This is a genomic window from Alistipes sp. AF48-12, from assembly GCF_003477565.1.
GTDB classification, from domain to species: domain Bacteria; phylum Bacteroidota; class Bacteroidia; order Bacteroidales; family Rikenellaceae; genus Alistipes_A; species Alistipes_A hominis.
In genome coordinates this window covers 91825-107402 of record NZ_QUDJ01000012.1, presented here as the reverse complement: position 1 = coordinate 107402, position 15578 = coordinate 91825, and the positions used below count along the sequence as shown (strand labels likewise).

11 protein-coding genes, 2 pseudogenes and 1 riboswitch are annotated in these 15578 nt (G+C 52.3%); of the genes and pseudogenes, 4 read left to right on the top strand and 9 right to left on the bottom strand.

The window, feature by feature from the left end; genetic code table 11:
- Positions 1-512: 512 nt before the first annotated feature.
- Together DW082_RS09080 and DW082_RS09075 are read left to right on the top strand one after the other, a co-directional pair.
- Positions 513-932 carry a Fur family transcriptional regulator gene (locus DW082_RS09080; protein WP_118458298.1) on the top strand — a complete coding sequence of 140 codons (420 nt, stop codon included), beginning with the start codon at positions 513-515 and terminating at the stop codon, positions 930-932.
- Positions 933-934: 2 nt separating this feature from the next.
- Positions 935-2401: a catalase gene (locus DW082_RS09075; protein WP_101573923.1), complete on the top strand. Its 1467-nt coding sequence runs from the start codon at positions 935-937 to the stop codon at positions 2399-2401.
- 91 nt (positions 2402-2492) lie between these two features.
- On the opposite strand, the pseudogene DW082_RS09070 reads toward DW082_RS09075, so the two are convergent.
- From DW082_RS09070 to DW082_RS09050, 6 genes and pseudogenes are all read right to left on the bottom strand, one after another.
- Positions 2493-2998 (bottom strand): annotated as a pseudogene (locus tag DW082_RS09070) (hypothetical protein); the annotation flags it as partial.
- 32 nt (positions 2999-3030) lie between these two features.
- Positions 3031-5043 carry a hypothetical protein gene (locus DW082_RS09065; RefSeq protein WP_118458297.1) on the bottom strand — a complete coding sequence of 671 codons (2013 nt, stop codon included), beginning with the start codon at positions 5041-5043 and terminating at the stop codon, positions 3031-3033.
- 19 nt (positions 5044-5062) lie between these two features.
- Positions 5063-5197, bottom strand: a complete 135-nt coding sequence (locus tag DW082_RS15055; RefSeq protein ID WP_259335570.1) for a hypothetical protein — start codon at positions 5195-5197, stop codon at positions 5063-5065.
- On the bottom strand, positions 5194-7179 hold the full coding sequence (locus DW082_RS15050) for a hypothetical protein (RefSeq protein WP_259335569.1): 1986 nt from the start codon (positions 7177-7179) through the stop codon (positions 5194-5196). Before DW082_RS15050 ends, DW082_RS15055 begins: the two co-directional genes overlap by 4 nt.
- An 18-nt stretch (positions 7180-7197) precedes the next feature.
- Positions 7198-8958: a PKD-like domain-containing protein gene (locus tag DW082_RS09055; protein WP_182424133.1), complete on the bottom strand. Its 1761-nt coding sequence runs from the start codon at positions 8956-8958 to the stop codon at positions 7198-7200.
- A 40-nt stretch (positions 8959-8998) separates the two neighbouring features.
- Positions 8999-10171, bottom strand: a complete 1173-nt coding sequence (locus tag DW082_RS09050) for a YncE family protein (RefSeq protein WP_101573929.1) — start codon at positions 10169-10171, stop codon at positions 8999-9001.
- Between the two features lie 419 nt (positions 10172-10590).
- Positions 10591-10796, bottom strand: a riboswitch (cobalamin riboswitch).
- Positions 10797-11298: 502 nt separating this feature from the next.
- Between DW082_RS09050 and DW082_RS14720 the strand changes: the two genes are divergently transcribed.
- Complete coding sequence (locus DW082_RS14720; protein ID WP_147386997.1) at positions 11299-11514, top strand: hypothetical protein; 216 nt, start codon at positions 11299-11301, stop codon at positions 11512-11514.
- On the opposite strand, the pseudogene DW082_RS09030 reads toward DW082_RS14720, so the two are convergent.
- The 3 genes and pseudogenes from DW082_RS09030 to DW082_RS09020 form a co-directional block, all read right to left on the bottom strand.
- Positions 11444-11811, bottom strand: a pseudogene (locus DW082_RS09030) (winged helix DNA-binding protein). The gene DW082_RS14720 and the pseudogene DW082_RS09030 overlap by 71 nt on opposite strands.
- Positions 11812-12050: 239 nt before the next feature.
- The gene (locus DW082_RS09025; protein WP_118458290.1) at positions 12051-12527 is read right to left on the bottom strand and encodes a hypothetical protein; all 477 of its coding nucleotides are present in this window, start codon (positions 12525-12527) and stop codon (positions 12051-12053) included.
- Between the two features lie 14 nt (positions 12528-12541).
- Positions 12542-14983 carry an FAD-dependent oxidoreductase gene (locus tag DW082_RS09020; RefSeq protein ID WP_118458288.1) on the bottom strand — a complete coding sequence of 814 codons (2442 nt, stop codon included), beginning with the start codon at positions 14981-14983 and terminating at the stop codon, positions 12542-12544.
- 312 nt (positions 14984-15295) lie between these two features.
- Between DW082_RS09020 and DW082_RS09015 the strand changes: the two genes are divergently transcribed.
- Positions 15296-15499, top strand: a complete 204-nt coding sequence (locus DW082_RS09015) for a hypothetical protein (protein ID WP_101573939.1) — start codon at positions 15296-15298, stop codon at positions 15497-15499.
- Positions 15500-15578: the final 79 nt, after the last annotated feature.

Here is a 15578-nt window from a genome sequence, read left to right as displayed (position 1 = left end):
ATCTGAAAGTCGCTACGGTTCCCTACGCGTTCGACCGACCGCGCGGGTGGCTGCTGCACGAAGGCCGCCCGGTGCTGGTCGATAAGCTGACCCCGGTCGAACTGGAGTTCCTCGACTGGTCGGACATGGGGACGGGCCCCGTCGTGCGTTTCGTATTCAAAAAGGAGGAGTTCGTTTAGCTCCGGGAGCGCGCAAAAGAAGACCCTGCGGCGCAATTCCCGTTGCGGCCGCAGGGCTTCCTGCGTTTCGGTCGTCTGAAATCCGGACGTACGGCGCGTCTGTGCCCGTGCGACCGGACGGTCAGCGGATTTCGTTCCGTCCGCTGCGAAGCGTCAGGTTCCGGTCGCCGTGGCGGTAAGTTCCTTCGAGTCCTTCGGGCAGGACGATCGCCCCGTTCTCCCGGAAAAGCCTCGCCCGTACTTCGTCCTGCGAATATTTGCAGGCGTTGTCGATCTGTTTTTAGATGCAATTTTTTTGCAACTGATAATTTTTATATTTATATTGCGATAGATATGGAACGAAAAACGGGTATAACTCAGGCAATCAAGACTGCGGGACTGAAAGTCACCCCGCAGCGCAGGACGGTTTACGAGGTGATGCAGGAGCTGCGGCATGCTTCCGTCGATACGGTTATCGAGAAAGTGCGCGAACGCAATCCGGATATCACGGTGTCGACTATTTACCGGATTCTGGATTCGTTTTGTAGGGCGAAGGTGCTCTCTTCGGTCGGCAATCCCGCCGATGGGAAACATTATTTCGACATAACGGTCGGGAATCACCATCACCTGTTCGACGGACAGAAGATTGCGGACTACGACGATCCGGAGCTTACACGGCTGATTTATCGCTATCTGGCAGGAAAATTGCCCGGCGACACGAATATCGACAAGATACAGGTGCAAATTATTATTAACCATTTAAAATCCGAATGATTATGGAAAAGAAAAAAATGACTACGGCTTCCGGTCGTCCAGTGGCCGATAACCAGAACGTACAGACGGCCGGCCGGCCGGGGCCGATGCTTCTGCAAGATCCCTGGTTTTTGGAAAAACTTTCGCATTTCGACCGCGAGGTGATCCCCGAACGGCGTATGCATGCCAAGGGTTCGGGCGCTTACGGTACGTTCACCGTGACGCACGACATTACCAAGTATACCCGCGCCTCGATCTTCTCGGAAGTAGGTAAGAAAACGGAATGCTTCGTGCGTTTTTCGACCGTCGCCGGCGAGCGCGGCGCAGCCGATGCAGAGCGCGACATTCGCGGTTTCGCCATGAAGTTCTATACCGAAACGGGCAACTGGGATCTGGTGGGCAACAACACCCCGGTTTTCTTCCTGCGCGATCCGCTGAAGTTCCCCGACCTGAACCACGTCGTCAAGCGCGATCCGCGCACCAACATGCACAGCGCCAACAGCAACTGGGACTTCTGGACTTCGTTGCCCGAAGCGCTTCATCAGGTGACTATTACCATGAGCGATCGCGGTATCCCCGCTTCGTACCGCCACATGCACGGTTTCGGCAGCCATACGTTCAGTTTTATCAACAAGGACAATGTACGCACCTGGGTGAAATTCCACTTCAAGACCCTGCAGGGGATCAAGAATCTTACCGACGAAGAAGCTATGGAATTGATCGGCCGCGACCGGGAATCGCATCAGCGGGACCTTTACGAAGCCATCGAGCGGGGCGACTTTCCGCGCTGGGAACTCAAAGTACAGTTGATGACCGAGCAGGAGGCCGACGGTTACCGCATCAATCCGTTCGACCTGACTAAGGTATGGCCGCATGCGGACTTTCCGCTGCACGATGTCGGCGTGTTGGAACTCAATCGCAATCCGGAAAACTATTTTGCCGAAGTCGAACAGTCGGCCTTTAATCCGATGAACGTGATCGACGGTATCGGTTTCTCGCCCGACAAGATGTTGCAGGGCCGCCTGTTCTCGTACCGCGATGCCCAGAACTACCGCCTCGGGGTCAACCACGGTCAGATTCCCGTGAACCGTCCCCGATGCCCGTTCCATTCGTACCACCGCGACGGGATGATGCGTACCGACGGTAACAATGGCTCGGCGATCGGTTATGAGCCCAACAGCTACGGCGAGTGGCAGGACAGCCCCGAAATGAAGGAACCGCCTTTGAAGCTGCACGGCGACGCTTACAACTACAACGAGCGCGAATACGACGAAGATTATTACAGTCAGCCGGGCGATCTGTTCCGATTGATGTCGCCCGGACAGCAGAAGGCGCTGTTCAAGAACACGGCGGCCAACATGGGCGACTCGGAACTGTTCATCAAGCAGCGGCACGTACGGAACTGCTATAAGGCCGATCCGGCTTACGGTCGAGGCGTGGCCGAGGCGCTGGGTATTTCGCTGGAAGATGCGCTCCAATCGGCAAAGTAATATTGTGAGAACGAACTAATCTCTTTTCCTGACGGGTATGCTGGTGGCGCTACTCGTGGCCGGGGCCCATCACTGACAAAATCGATGCTATTTATTTTACTGCAAACGGGGGTACAAATTTGTACCCCCGTTTGCAGTAAAATGCTCCGTCCTGCCGGCTTTCGAAAAGGCGGTATGCCTCCCCGATCCGGCTCAATGGAAAGCGGTGCGTAATGAGCGGCATGGTGTCGATCTTGCCCTGTCCGATCGGGCGCAGTCGCAGCCATTCATGCCGCCGATACAGAAGGTGAGGTTCTTGCCATACATATCCGCTAAAAGCAGTGTCTGCGGCCGGTCGTAAAATGCCACTGCGGTGACGACGACCTTGGGCCGAACGCACTCCCAGGGCAAGCGGAGCGTATCGACGGCTCCCGCCGCTTCCAGCGCCGCGTCAGCCCTTCCGCGATCGCTGTGGTGCAGTGCGAAATCTCGGCATACCTCCGGTTCGGTAACCAGCGCATCGGAGTAATATTCCCGCACGAAACGAATCCGTTCGGGCGACTTTTCACAGACGATGATGCGCCGGGAGTATTTCAGCAGCACGCAGAGTAGGGTGCAGTTCACAAAGCCGGGGCTTTATCGGTATAACGTTAAAATCTGTTAGGCTCTGTGAAATCGCCGTTTTTTAAATCTGAGTATTTAGGATTATAAGCGCATTCGGTCACATTCCACCGCGTAGCATCGATATAAGGAACCAAAGCCGTGAACCCTGAGAAATCTTTCAGGCCTTTCAGGTTGTCGACGGTAACGCTGTTTACGGAAGTCAGCTTCCCGAAATCGAGCGATGTGATCGCCGTATTCGGCTTGAGAAGAGCTATGGTAGATGTCGGGCCGACAAAAAGATTTCCTCCGACGGCGGTAAGGGCCGGCATACCGATGGATTGCGGTGTGCCCGGACGTCCGGTTGCAAAAGTCATGTTGCCGCCGATCGTTTCCAGAGCAGGCAAGGTAAAAGACGTCGCTTTTGTCAAGGTGGTGATAACCGCTTCGAATTCGCCTCCCACCCGCTTTAGGTTCGGCATTTCGAAGGATGGGCAGCCGCCCATTTTGGTCAGGGTCAAATCACCGAGGATCTCTTCGACGGGCAGCGACACGGCATCGGACGGATTGGCGTTGATCGTCAATCCGCCCATTACCCGAAATCCTTCGATAACGGGCAGTTTAGTAGCCGAACTATTATTCAGGTTTAGCGTGCCTTCAAAACGGTCGGGACCGATGATCTTATCGATCAGCATACTGGAACCCGAAAGCGTGATATTGCCGGTGATGCCGGATTGGGTGAAGTCCAGTTCTCCTCCATCGACAGGAATATTGTTCAGGCCTAGACCGCCTATGTTTTTCAGAGTCCCCAGCTTGTCGAAAGAAAAGGTCAGTTCCTTCACCCCGTCCAGGCTCAGTATCCCGCCTACGGTTTCGAGTTTGCCGAATACGCCCAGATCGGACAGGGTCATCGAGGTCAAAGTAAGATCACTCGTCACGGTCGTCAGGGAGGAGAAGTCGAGCGAAGTGAGGCTGCTGTTGCAAATGATGCTCCAGGCTTTTTTCAGCGTAGGGAATTTATAGGAGGTCAATTGGCTGCACCTCTTGAAGTCGATGCTATAGGAGGTCGTCTCTTCCAGCGCCGGACAAAAGAGTTCGGTAAACTCCCTGCAATCTTCCAAATATATTCCGCCCACGATTTTCAGGGCCGGAACATCCAACTCGACCAATTGTCGTAGACTGTATAAATATAACCGTTTCCCGATGGTTTGAAGCGCGCCCAGCGAGATTTTTTGCACCTGTGCCTGGTTATTGTTGAGCTGTTGAATCTGGAGTTCTCCACCGATCGAAACGAGGGCGGACAACGATATTTCTTCCATTTTGTCGGCTTTCAGTATGAAATCCCCGTCAACCCGTGAAAGGCCCGCAAGATCCAGCGACGTGAGTTCGCCGCTGCATATTTCGGCGTTCATGCTTACGGCCTCCAGCGCGGGCAACGAAAGGCTCTGCACCTCGTCGGCCAAACTGCTCAATCGAAGGGCTCCGGTGCGCTGTAGGTTTTCGAGCTTTATTTCCGGCAGGGTACAGTATTCGCCTATGGTCAGGATGTAACGCACGTTTTTAAGGCTCTGCAATCCGTCGAGATTGGTAATGGGATCGTCTTCCGACGTTTCGGTTCCGACCGACAGGTTCCCGTCGATCGTTTCTATGCCCATCGTCGCAAACGCATCTACTGACGCCTGGGTGTTCAATACGAAATCTCCTTTCGTGTCGGCTTCTGTACGTACCAGCGAATAATGATAGGTTCGCTGCGTCTGGTTGTACGATACGGCTGTGAAATCACGGGACGCCTCCCAATCCGTAATCGAAGCCGGATCGGGCGAAACCGCCACGTGTTCGCAGGTTTCCAATACGACCGCGGCTCCGGACAGATCGGCACCGGCCGGAACGGTAACGGTTATGTTGTTATCGGCGATAATAGCCGGCCACTCCTGCTCCCCGTTTACCAGTTTAAAAGAGATGATATAGTTGTCGCTCCCTACGAAGTCGTTGTTCTCCTTTTCGCACCCTGCCAACAGCAGTGAAAAGAATGCGACGCACAGTAAATTGATCTTATTTTTCATGATATTTTGTACTGTTTGGTTAATTATTGCCTTCCGGAGTGTATTTTCCATCGAGCATATCCTGATAAGTCGGGTCGTAAACGCCTTGCCTTGTCTCCCATGTCGTCTCGTTCAGGCTCGGGATGACCTTTTTGAATGTCGAAAAATCGGTCATCCCGATACGCTGATATATACCGACCCGACCGATTCAAGGTTGTCGAAATTCCAACTGGATATTCCCGTGCTTGCACCCAGATTACGGTTTATAATGGACAGTTTTCCTCCAACGGTCGTCAGGGCTGAGAAATCCAGCGATCCTGGGCCTGTTTGAGTGGATACTTCGATCTCTATACTCCCGCCTATCGAGGTCAGGGCGGGAACGGAAAATCCGTTCGGGAATATTCCTTTTATATCCAGATTGATACTGGCGTCACCGGTGATGGTTTCCAAAAGCGGGAAATTGAAAGTACGCACATCCTCCGCTTTGCTGGTGTAGAGTCCGCCGAAACTCAGGCCGCCTATGCTGACCAGATTCTGAGCGTTTACCTTGCGGAAATATTGATGGTTCGTATATATGCGTAGTAAGCCTGTAATACGGGTAAGGTTCCCAAGGTCGGCCACCTCTATTCCCATCGTGGTGAACTGTAGGTTAAGGCTCCCGATCTGCTTGATCCCTTCGAAAAGGGGCATTTTCGTGACTCCGAAATAGTTGGTTCCGTCCATCGTAACGTCGCATTCGAGCACTTCGGGGCCGACGATCTTCGGCACGTTGAGCGTCGATCCGGTCAGTTGCAGTTTGGAAGTTACCTGAAGGTTCGTCAGGTCGAGTTCGCCGCTGATAGGGATGCGGTCGAGTATCAGTTCGCCTACGCTTTGCAGCGACTCCATTCCGTCGAAAGACTCGACCAGTTCCATATTCGTCAGGGATATTTTAGCCGCCGTTTTCAGGGACTTGAACCCGTCGAGGTTCATAATGGTCAGGGTCTGAAGGTCGAGGATGCCCACCTCGGCAAGGGCGGTGAAATCGACAAAACCTACCGTGCCGTCCAGGATATTGACGCTGCCCGCTTTTTTCAGGGTCGGAAATTGCACTTCCGACAGCGAATTGTTACCCGAGAGGGTCAGTTCCCCGGTCAGGTTTTCGAGTATCGTATTGGTCAAATTGGATATCTTGACACATCCGGTCATGCTGAATCCCCCGGCGGAGGCCAGATCAGGCAGATCGACCGCGGTCATCTGGGGAATATCCGAAAGGGAAAGCGTACCCCCCAACTCTTTCAGGGCCGGCAGGGAGAATGTCTCCAGTTTCGTACCGTTGCGGCCGGATGTAAACGAGAGGTCGCCCCGTACCGTCTCCAGCGAGGTCAGGTCTATGGCATTCAGTTCATCTGTATTGACGGTCATATTCCCGCCGACACGGACCAGTGCCGGCATTTCGATCCGCTGTATATGGGGTTGCCTGATCGTTATCCCGGATACTACTTCAGTCAGCGAGGGCAGGACGATGTTTTTCAGGTTTTTGCAGATAATATTATTGCCCCTGTCATCTGTCGTGCGCGTCAATCCGTACATGCTGCGAAGGCTTTTCAAGTTCAGGGTTTCCCCGGCGAACGTTTCGTTGACGATGACGTTATACTCGACCTCCAGCAGGTTTTCCAGTCCTTCCAGGTTGCGGATGGAATCGAAGGCCGGGCCCCCTTTTTCCGCGCCGATGATCAGGTTCCCCCGGATGACGTCTATTCCCGAACGGGCGAATGCGTCCACATCGGCCTGCGTGTTCAGTACGACGTTGCCGTCGGTGCTGACTTCGGGATGAATGATGCGGTAGCGGTAGATCCTGTCGCTGTTGTTATACGAAGTGGCGATGAACTGGTATTCTTCGCCCCAATCGGTTATGGTCGACGGATCGGGGGTCAGCCTCATGTTCTCGCACAGGACGATATCGGGTTTCCCCTGGCTCAGGTCGGTGCCTTTCGGGACGGTAAGACGGATCTCGTTATCCAGTATGACGGCCTTGTAACTTTCCGAACCCACTTTCATTTCGAACGATATGATGTGGTTGTCCGTTCCGGCGAAATCGCTCTCCTCCTTGCTGCATCCGGCCAGTATCAATCCGGCGAGCGAGGCGCAGAAAATATTTTTCAGTATATTTCTCATGGTTTAATGTTGTTAAGATTATTGAATCGCGGCTTCCGGATCGAGAGATGCGTAGCCGAATACCTCGGTCGAGTTTTCGCCCAGTGCGCCGGCCGAAACGTTCAGGGCCGTATGCACCTTGATAAAGTCGATATATTTCAGGTTTGCCGGTTTCCCGTCCGGGGTGATGGCGTCGCTGATACGGATACGGTTGCCCGAGGCAGTTTGCTGGGTCATGGGATTCTTTGTTGTTATGAGGTCTGTCGTACTGTAATTGTCCACATAGCCCCAGTCGAACGATTTGTTTTTCCAGATACCGCCTTCCTGCACCGTCCTCGGTTCGAGGCGCGTTCCGCGGAGCGTGTAGCTGTTCGGCCTGATCCATTTCGGATACATGGACGAAGTTCCGTGATTGATAAAGCCCATGCTGCCGTTGTTTCCCTGGTTGTCCGACCAGCGGATAGCGGATTTTTCGGAACGGTAATAAGTGATCGCGTAATCCTGGATCGTTTCGGGTTTGCCCGTTTCGCTGCCTTTCACTTCGTACCACGTATCGTTGGGAAGTCCGTCGCCATTCTCGTCCTGCATGACGTATACGATACCGGGTTCGGAACTTCCATCGAACGGGTTGCCGAACACACAGAAATCATAATCGCCGTTGCTGCTGACAATGCTGTGGCTGCAATATACGGTCAGGTAGCCGCCGAAACCGCCGAGGCTGACGTAGTTGCCTTCGTTCAGGCGTTTTTGGGCGTATGCATTGGCTTCTTCGTAGGTAGTCGCTTCATAACCCGCATTGACGAACTGGCCCGGAGCAGCCACGAATTCCATGACGGTAAAGCGTTCCGTGCCGGCATAAGGGCGGAAGCGGTTCATTTCATTGTCCGTACCGACGCAATTTACCTGGATCGTTGCGGATGCGGTATTGCTTTCGCTTTGGGTAAGATTCCGGGAAAGCACGGACCGGACCTGTGGCGTATGATTGGTAACGGTCAATTTTACCGTGTATTCCTTTTGTTCCGCAGGCGTGAAATTGAAATACGGGGTTGTAACGCCTTCCTGCTCGATGTCGTCCACGCTCCAACTGTAAGTCGGATCGACCGCATTGACGATAATGGGCTTGAGGAAAACGGAACGCCCTTCCATTACTGTGCGGGGAGCCGATTTGATGTGGGAAACAGGATCGGTCGTCTCGATTCTAAGCGTCGGGCTCTCTTCGACGCGGACAATCGTTTCGTACTCGGTTGTTCCGTCTTCGTTGGTAGCCACAAGCTTTACCTGGTAATCGCCCGTTTCGGTCTTGGTGAAAACCTGATCTTTGTCCGTCCCCGCCTTTTCATTGTCGATATACCATTGGTAGGTCGCCCCCTCGCTGTTCTGTACATCGGGCGAAAGGGTCAGTTCCGTATTCACATAAGTGACGATACCGCCTTCGGGCACAGCCAACGATATGACGGGAGGCGCCATCTCAAGGACGTCGACGCGCATCTCTTTTTCGGCATAACCGTTCTTGGTGTCAACCCTCAGCGTAACGTAATACTCGCCCGTTTTGTCCGAGCGGAAAATACAGACCGGTTGCGTACAGATGATTTTCCCGTCCTGTTTCCACGAATATATGCCGCCGTCGCCGTGTTCCACGGTGGCTTCAAGCACGATATCGCGGTTGACCTTTCCGGTGTAGATGCTGGTCGAACTACTCAATGTGATTTTCGGCGCGAGTGCATCGTTCACATCGTCTTTGCTACAGGCTGCGAACAAAATACAGCCGAGCAACAGGCATAACCAAGATGTTTGGTACATGTTTTTCATAGCGTAATAAATTATAAATGTTGATTATGAACTATTCCAGAGGTCGGAGTTTCCGTTTGGTAAATGCAAAATGGGCGGGAATATCCCCCGTAGTAGCCGACCATTTTTTCATGCCTTGGGGCGAGAAGCAGTATATCGTTCCCGGTGTTACGTAGTCCCGGGCATCGGTAGCGAAGATTTCACGCGTAACGGGATTGACCGCTATCCCGTATGGTGAGACTATGCTTTTTTCCGTTCCGTCTTTAATAAAATTGCGGGAGACGATCTTTTTCGTTTTGACGTTGACGATGGCATACGATTTTTTCCATGAATTGGTAACGTAGCTCCATTCGTTACTGTAAACATAAAGGGAATCGCCGCACCGGGTCATTTCACTGTTGGGAAGCAGATCCAGCACGTCGGTCACTTTATCCGTCCGGCTGTCGATAACAAGGGTTTTCGACGATGTCCCGTAATAATCTCCGCGGGACGAAACCCATATCTGGCCGTAGACATCCAATTCCATTCGGTGGAGATTGATGACGCCGGTTTCTATTTTTTTTATTTCGGTGAATGTCTCCAGGTCGACCACCGACACCGTACAATCATAATTCGGGTACCGGTATCCGCCTGAATTGGCTACGTATAGTTTATCTCCGGCCACCACCATTTCTTCGGGCTGGTATCCGACATCGCATGTACCTATTATCTCGAGGGTTGCCGTATCTACCTTGGCAATGTATCCGAGCCGGTAATTAGGATCGGATTCCACTACCGGGCCAGCATAAGAACTCACATAAGCATATTTGCCTTTGAACGCGATATAGCGGCAGTTGGGAATAGAAAAAACACCAATGTGCTTAGCCGTATTCACATCCATTACTTCGACGAAATTGGAGCAGTTGATGACGGCATACAAACGGCTGCCGTATATCTGCAAATCATTGCCCACATCGCCGAGCTCTTTCACTACTCCCGGATTGCGTTCTGCATAAATATTTTTGGTATATACTCCGGTTTCATAATCGAAATAATCGAGCGTGGCTTTATTGTTGCCCATATTGCCTTCGTTGAGCAGGAAAAAACCCTTGATCTCGCCGGGATTTGGATCCGGATAAACTACCTGTAAGGATGTCGAAGGGACAATCTCCTCCTCTTTGCGACAGGATGTAACGCACACGATTGCCGCCAGTATCAGGACATATATCAGTTTGTTGTTTTTCATATCGTTATGTTTATTTTAATTTTTAAATTCGTCCCGTGCATCAGGTAGCACTTGGGCGATCTCGTATTGTTGGTTGAAAATATTGTTGACTTCAGCCGTAATCCGTATGCCTACCCGGTTCCACTGAAAATTCTTGGATAACGACATATCGCGGGTGTACCACGGCTGTGAGTTGTTCACCGGTATAGAGGCCATAATCTTTAGCCGATTGGAACCCTGCCGAGGAATTGCCGCACGTTCTATATCCGATATCCCAAAAGGGAAATCATGATTTTTCTTTTGTTGCAAGGTGTTTATTTTCAGTTGTTTGTGTGCAAAGTTATTCGTTTATACAATTTACCTCTGCAATTGACCGAACAGAACAAACGCACTGAATGTTTGAGAAAGTCAATTACCTACCGCCCGTGTTCCCGCAGGGTAAATCTTCGTTGTCGCAAGGCAGGTCTTCTGACTCGTTTCCTCCGCTGCGCCTTCCCAGTTTAAAACCAGTGGCAAAGAGTGCGCGAAGTTGCCCAATCAGGGCTGAAACTCACAGCAACGGGTATTGTCGCCGATTCTCACGGCATTCCCTTATTATTTCCGGCAACAGAATAACTTCCGGAAAACCTTGCGACGCAAAGTTAAAAAAATATTTGTTTTATCGCTTTAAAATACAATGGAACATATTGCCAGATATGTGGAAGAAAGACATTTTATTCAAACGAGGACTTGCCGGTATCGGCTGGTGTCTGTCTTACCTGCTACGTAACGAGCAGGTCGAAAGCGACATGAATAGTATTTTGAGGGCTACCGATGCCGTGATTTTTCGGCGAATGGTTACGATGATTCAAGAGCCGCTACTACGGGATCTGTCCCGTTCGGTCGGGATCGGACTCTATGCAGTGAACAGGGATAGTCGTTTGTTTCAGGAGTTGTTGCGACGTTATGTTCTGGAATTATGTAGTCTGAGACAAAGGATCTAAGTACTCGCACAGCCGTTTGGAACGATTGCGGGCTTTATTCGACCGAAGGGTAAAATTGCAGATAAGCATCCCGATATCGCGCATTCATTCGATGTGCAAGACTATTTTTACGATTTACTGGAAGTCATGCCTATACAGGATCTCGATCTGAAATCGCAGTTTCTTATGGTAGATAAGGAAATTTGTCGTCCCGTAGCACTGAACGAACTGAATCGCCGCGCCCGCTGGACGGTCGAAAATGTGAAAGTCCTGCAATCTGAGGGGGCCGTACAGGCATTCAATACCAGTGTAACTTCATATGTTAACAACTCTACTCGGCTGTTCCGCTCCGTTCCAGTAACTCCAGAAGCGGCGGGGCGATTTCAATCTGTTCGCATTTGAGGGACGAAATCAATTCCTTTCCTTCGGGGTTAACGAAAAATACATCTGACGCTTGTCTTTTGTGCCTATCACGCGCTCGACCAGTCCTTTTTTCTCGATCGAGCCGATCACTTTCGAGTTATTCGACGAAGTCAGTCCCAACAGCTCGCCGATTTCTCCCGAAGAGAGGCTGCCGGCTTTGAGCAACGAACACAGCGCCATTCCTTCGTTCAAACAAATTCCGTATGTTTTTTCAAATCCTTGCTCGAATTGGTTGACCGCGCGCTGAATGTCGCGTATTTTACAGAGTCTATCCATGTCTTTGATGTTTCGATGCATGTTGCAGTATTTTAGTTATTTACCGCATTCGGTTTTCAAAAAGTTATTTATTGTCTTTTCTCTTTTTGGAACAGCCCGAACAACAGCGCCCGTCGACGCATTCCGGGCGACGAGGCGATCGGGCTCGCAGCCTACAAGTCCTCGATAGAGATTTCCGCCGGGGGAATCGTGGCAATGCTGAGCCGGATGATCCCAAACCTGTTCATGATCCTTTCCGTTTAGAATGCAAAAGCGGCATGTATGCCGGCCGACACATGGGAGTGATCCCGCGTCCATGCGTAACCTACGACCGGGCCGAAATGAAAGCCCCACAGATGGATCGCTTCGTAAACGGCCTCGGTGTGCAGGGAAAACTTCGCTTTGTCGACGATCGATATGCCCGGCATCAGCGACAGTTGAAGATCGTTCAGTACCTGAAATCTCGCTCCTGCGCCGATCTCCCAATGACGCTCCTCGCCGGGAATGAATTCTATTCCGGCGCCCAGGGCCCAGCGACTGTGCGGGGCGAGCGTCCTGAAATAGTGCGCGTGGATCGCCGGAGCCCACTCTTTATGCTCGATGCCGTATGCCGCGCCGAGGCTCAGTCCTGCTTCGTTTCGCGGGTGGGCGTGCTCTCCGTGTCCCGCTCGCTCTTGCGCCCGGAGACCGAGGACGGAGGTTGCCGCCGCGAGAACGACTAAAATTCCTTTTTTCATAGCATATGTCGGTTTTAGACGAACAGGTTTACATTCGCTCCTTCGGCACGCTCCATGTAGGTCGCAACGCCGCCTACGGTCGCTTCGTCCAACAGCTCTTCGCGTTTGACACCCATGACGTCCATCGACATCTGGCAGGCGATAAATTCCACGCCGTTGTCTATGGCCTGTTGCCGTAACGATTCGAGCGAGTCGATACCCTTTCGTTTCATGATGTGGCGCATCATCCGGTCGCCGATTCCCAGCATACTCATTTTGGAAAGGTGTAATTTCAGTGAACTTGACGGTAGCATCATGCCGAACATGCGTCCGAAAATATCCTTTTTTACCTTCGGCTTGGCGACTTTCTTGATCACGTTCAATCCCCAGAACGTAAAGAATATCGACACCTTCTGTCCGGTAGCCGCCGCGCCGTTGGCCAGCACGAATGTGGCCAGGGCTTTGTCCAGGTCGTCGCTGAACATGATGAGCGTTTTGGCTTTGCCGTCGCACGAGGTGGCCGTCCTGCACGCTTGGGGCGAACCTTTTTCAATGACGACCGTATATTTGCCCTTTTCTTCCGAATTGGATATCAGGATGTTTCCGGTCGTGTTGCACCATGCCTGCGCGTCGCGCGAGAATCCGGCGTCGGTGGCGACCATTTCGATTCGTTCGCCTTCGCCGATCGAGTCGATCGCCTGTTTGATCTTCATGACCGGGCCGGGGCACTGCAATCCGCAGGCGTCGATTTTCAAGGTTTTTATCCGCTCCCCGGTATGCTGCGTATCCGTTTTGCCATTCGTTCTGATCGTCGCCGTTTTATTTTCGATCGGCGCGGTCGCCGTCGCATAGGTTTTGTATCCGCCCGACAAGTTTTTGACACGGGTAAACCCGTGTCCCGTCAGAATTTTCAAGGCCAGGTATCCCCGTAGACCAACGGCGCAATAGATGTAAATCTCTTTGTCGCGCGGCAGTTCGCCGATCCGGCCGCGAAGCTCGTCCAGCGGAATGTTCACCGAACCGGGGATCGCTCCGAAGGCGTGTTCCTCGCGGGTACGCACATCCAGAAACAGCGTGTCGCAGCGATCCGCTTCCGCCATTTGCCGCCAGGTCGCCACAGGCATCGCCCCGCTGATGATGTTGCCGGCCACATAGCCGGCTATGGCGATCGGGTCTTTTGCCGATGAAAAAGGAGGGGCGTAAGCGTGCTCGACTTTTATCAGATCGTAAACCGTGCCTCCCTGCTTGATCAGCAGGGCAATCTGGTCGATACGCTTGTCCGCTCCGTCGTAGCCCACGCACTGACCGCCGTAGAGTTTGCCGCTCGCGGGGTCGAAGGTCAGCTTGAGGGTCAGCGGCAACGCATCGGGATAGTACCCCGCATGCGAGGCCGAATGGGTGGTCGAACTGGCATACGGAATGCCGAACTGTTTGAGCCGCTTGGCCGCAAGTCCGGTCGAAGCCACCGTCATATCGAACACCTTGGCGATAGAAGTTCCTATCGCCCCTTCATATCGGGTCGTATTGCCGAAGACCATGTTGTCCGCCACGATGCGTCCCTGGCGGTTGGCGGGATTGGCCAGGTAATTTAGCCAGGGTTTGCCTGTCAGCGGATGCGGAAATTCGATGGCGTCTCCCACAGCATAAACATCCGCCGCCGAAGTCTGAAGATAGTCGTCCACCCAGATGCCTCCCGTCTCGCCGATCCTGAGTCCGGCTGCTTTGGCCAGTGCCGTTTCGGGACGGACGCCGATCGAAAGGATAACCAGGTCGGTCGCGATACTCTTCCCGCTTGTGAAAAAGACCTCGATTTTGTCGTCCCGTTTTTCGAAGCGTTCGACGCTCTGCTCCAAATAAAGGTGCACCCCTTTTTGTAACAAGTGTTGGTGCACATGCGAGGCGATGGAGAAATCGACCGGCGCCATCACCTGATTGCCCATCTCTACGATCGACACTCCCGCTCCCGCGCGATGCAAGTTCTCGGCCATTTCCAATCCGATAAATCCCGCGCCCACGACGACAGCGCTGGCGACCGTTCGTGTAGTTATATAGTTTTTGATACGGTCCGTATCGTCGACGTTTCTCAGAGTGAAAATTCCTTCGCTGTCGATGCCCTTCAGCGGCGGACGCACAGGCGAAGCGCCCGGCGACAGGAGCAGCTTGTCGTAGCTTTCCGTATAGGTCGATCCATCCGCACGGCGCACTTCGACGCTCTTTGCCGCGGTATCGATGCCTACCGCCTCGTTTTCGATCCGCACGTCGATATTGAATCGTCCGCCGAACGAAGCCGGGGTCTGTAAAAAGAGTTTTTCCCGTTCGGCGATCGCGCCGCCGATATAATACGGCAGACCGCAGTTGGCGTACGAGATGTATTTGCCTTTTTCGAGTAGGACGATCTCGGCCTCCTCGTCTGCCCGGCGAATCCTGGCCGCCGCGGTTGCACCTCCCGCGACGCCTCCGATAATGATATGTTTCATATAGCCTGTTTGAAAATTATTTACAATGCGATCTAATGGAAGATACTTCTGTAGGAAAGTAATGGCGCAAAGGTGCGAATTGTTTTCCGATAAAACAAGATTCCTGTGGAAAATAATTTCCGGATTTGTATCGTTGTTCTTTTAATGATTTTATAATTAGTATATTATGTCTTTTGTGGGGCGGGTATGCGTTTAAAAATAATGACGTGACAACCGATGAGGGGCGGGAAATAGGTCTTTTTGAAACGGTCAATAGGGCCGGAGCGACTTAAAATATGCTATCTTTGCGGCTCAGCCGTAAATTGACATGAAGTGAAAACAAAAAGAATTACCGAACGCGATTACGTCAAAGCCTGTCGCAGAGGAAGCCGCGAGGCCGAGATCGAGAATCACAACCGTCCGATCTGTTTCAGTCGGATACACAAATCGAAAAAGGTCTACGACCGCAAACGTCGGAAGGCAGATGATAAAAGGCATCTGCCTTCGTCGTTTTACCGGGTCGGACGAATTTGGTAAGCGGACGGTGTCGATATTAAAGATATTTTCCGTCAAGGGAATATCCCTGATTCGTTGCGTTCCGCACTTTATTCGCACA

Excerpts from the sequence above, each read along its gene's own strand:
- DW082_RS09025 (WP_118458290.1), bottom strand. The coding sequence starts at position 12,527 with ATGAAAAAAGGAATTTTAGTCGTTCTCGCGGCGGCAACCTCCGTCCTC.
- DW082_RS09080 (WP_118458298.1), top strand. The coding sequence starts at position 513 with ATGGAACGAAAAACGGGTATAACTCAGGCAATCAAGACTGCGGGACTG.
- DW082_RS09065 (WP_118458297.1), bottom strand. The coding sequence starts at position 5,043 with ATGAAAAATAAGATCAATTTACTGTGCGTCGCATTCTTTTCACTGCTG.
- DW082_RS15055 (WP_259335570.1), bottom strand. The coding sequence starts at position 5,197 with ATGACCGATTTTTCGACATTCAAAAAGGTCATCCCGAGCCTGAACGAG.
- DW082_RS09055 (WP_182424133.1), bottom strand. The coding sequence starts at position 8,958 with ATGTACCAAACATCTTGGTTATGCCTGTTGCTCGGCTGTATTTTGTTC.
- DW082_RS15050 (WP_259335569.1), bottom strand. The coding sequence starts at position 7,179 with ATGAGAAATATACTGAAAAATATTTTCTGCGCCTCGCTCGCCGGATTG.
- DW082_RS09075 (WP_101573923.1), top strand. The coding sequence starts at position 935 with ATGGAAAAGAAAAAAATGACTACGGCTTCCGGTCGTCCAGTGGCCGAT.
- DW082_RS14720 (WP_147386997.1), top strand. The coding sequence starts at position 11,299 with ATGGTAGATAAGGAAATTTGTCGTCCCGTAGCACTGAACGAACTGAAT.
- DW082_RS09050 (WP_101573929.1), bottom strand. The coding sequence starts at position 10,171 with ATGAAAAACAACAAACTGATATATGTCCTGATACTGGCGGCAATCGTG.
- DW082_RS09020 (WP_118458288.1), bottom strand. The coding sequence starts at position 14,983 with ATGAAACATATCATTATCGGAGGCGTCGCGGGAGGTGCAACCGCGGCG.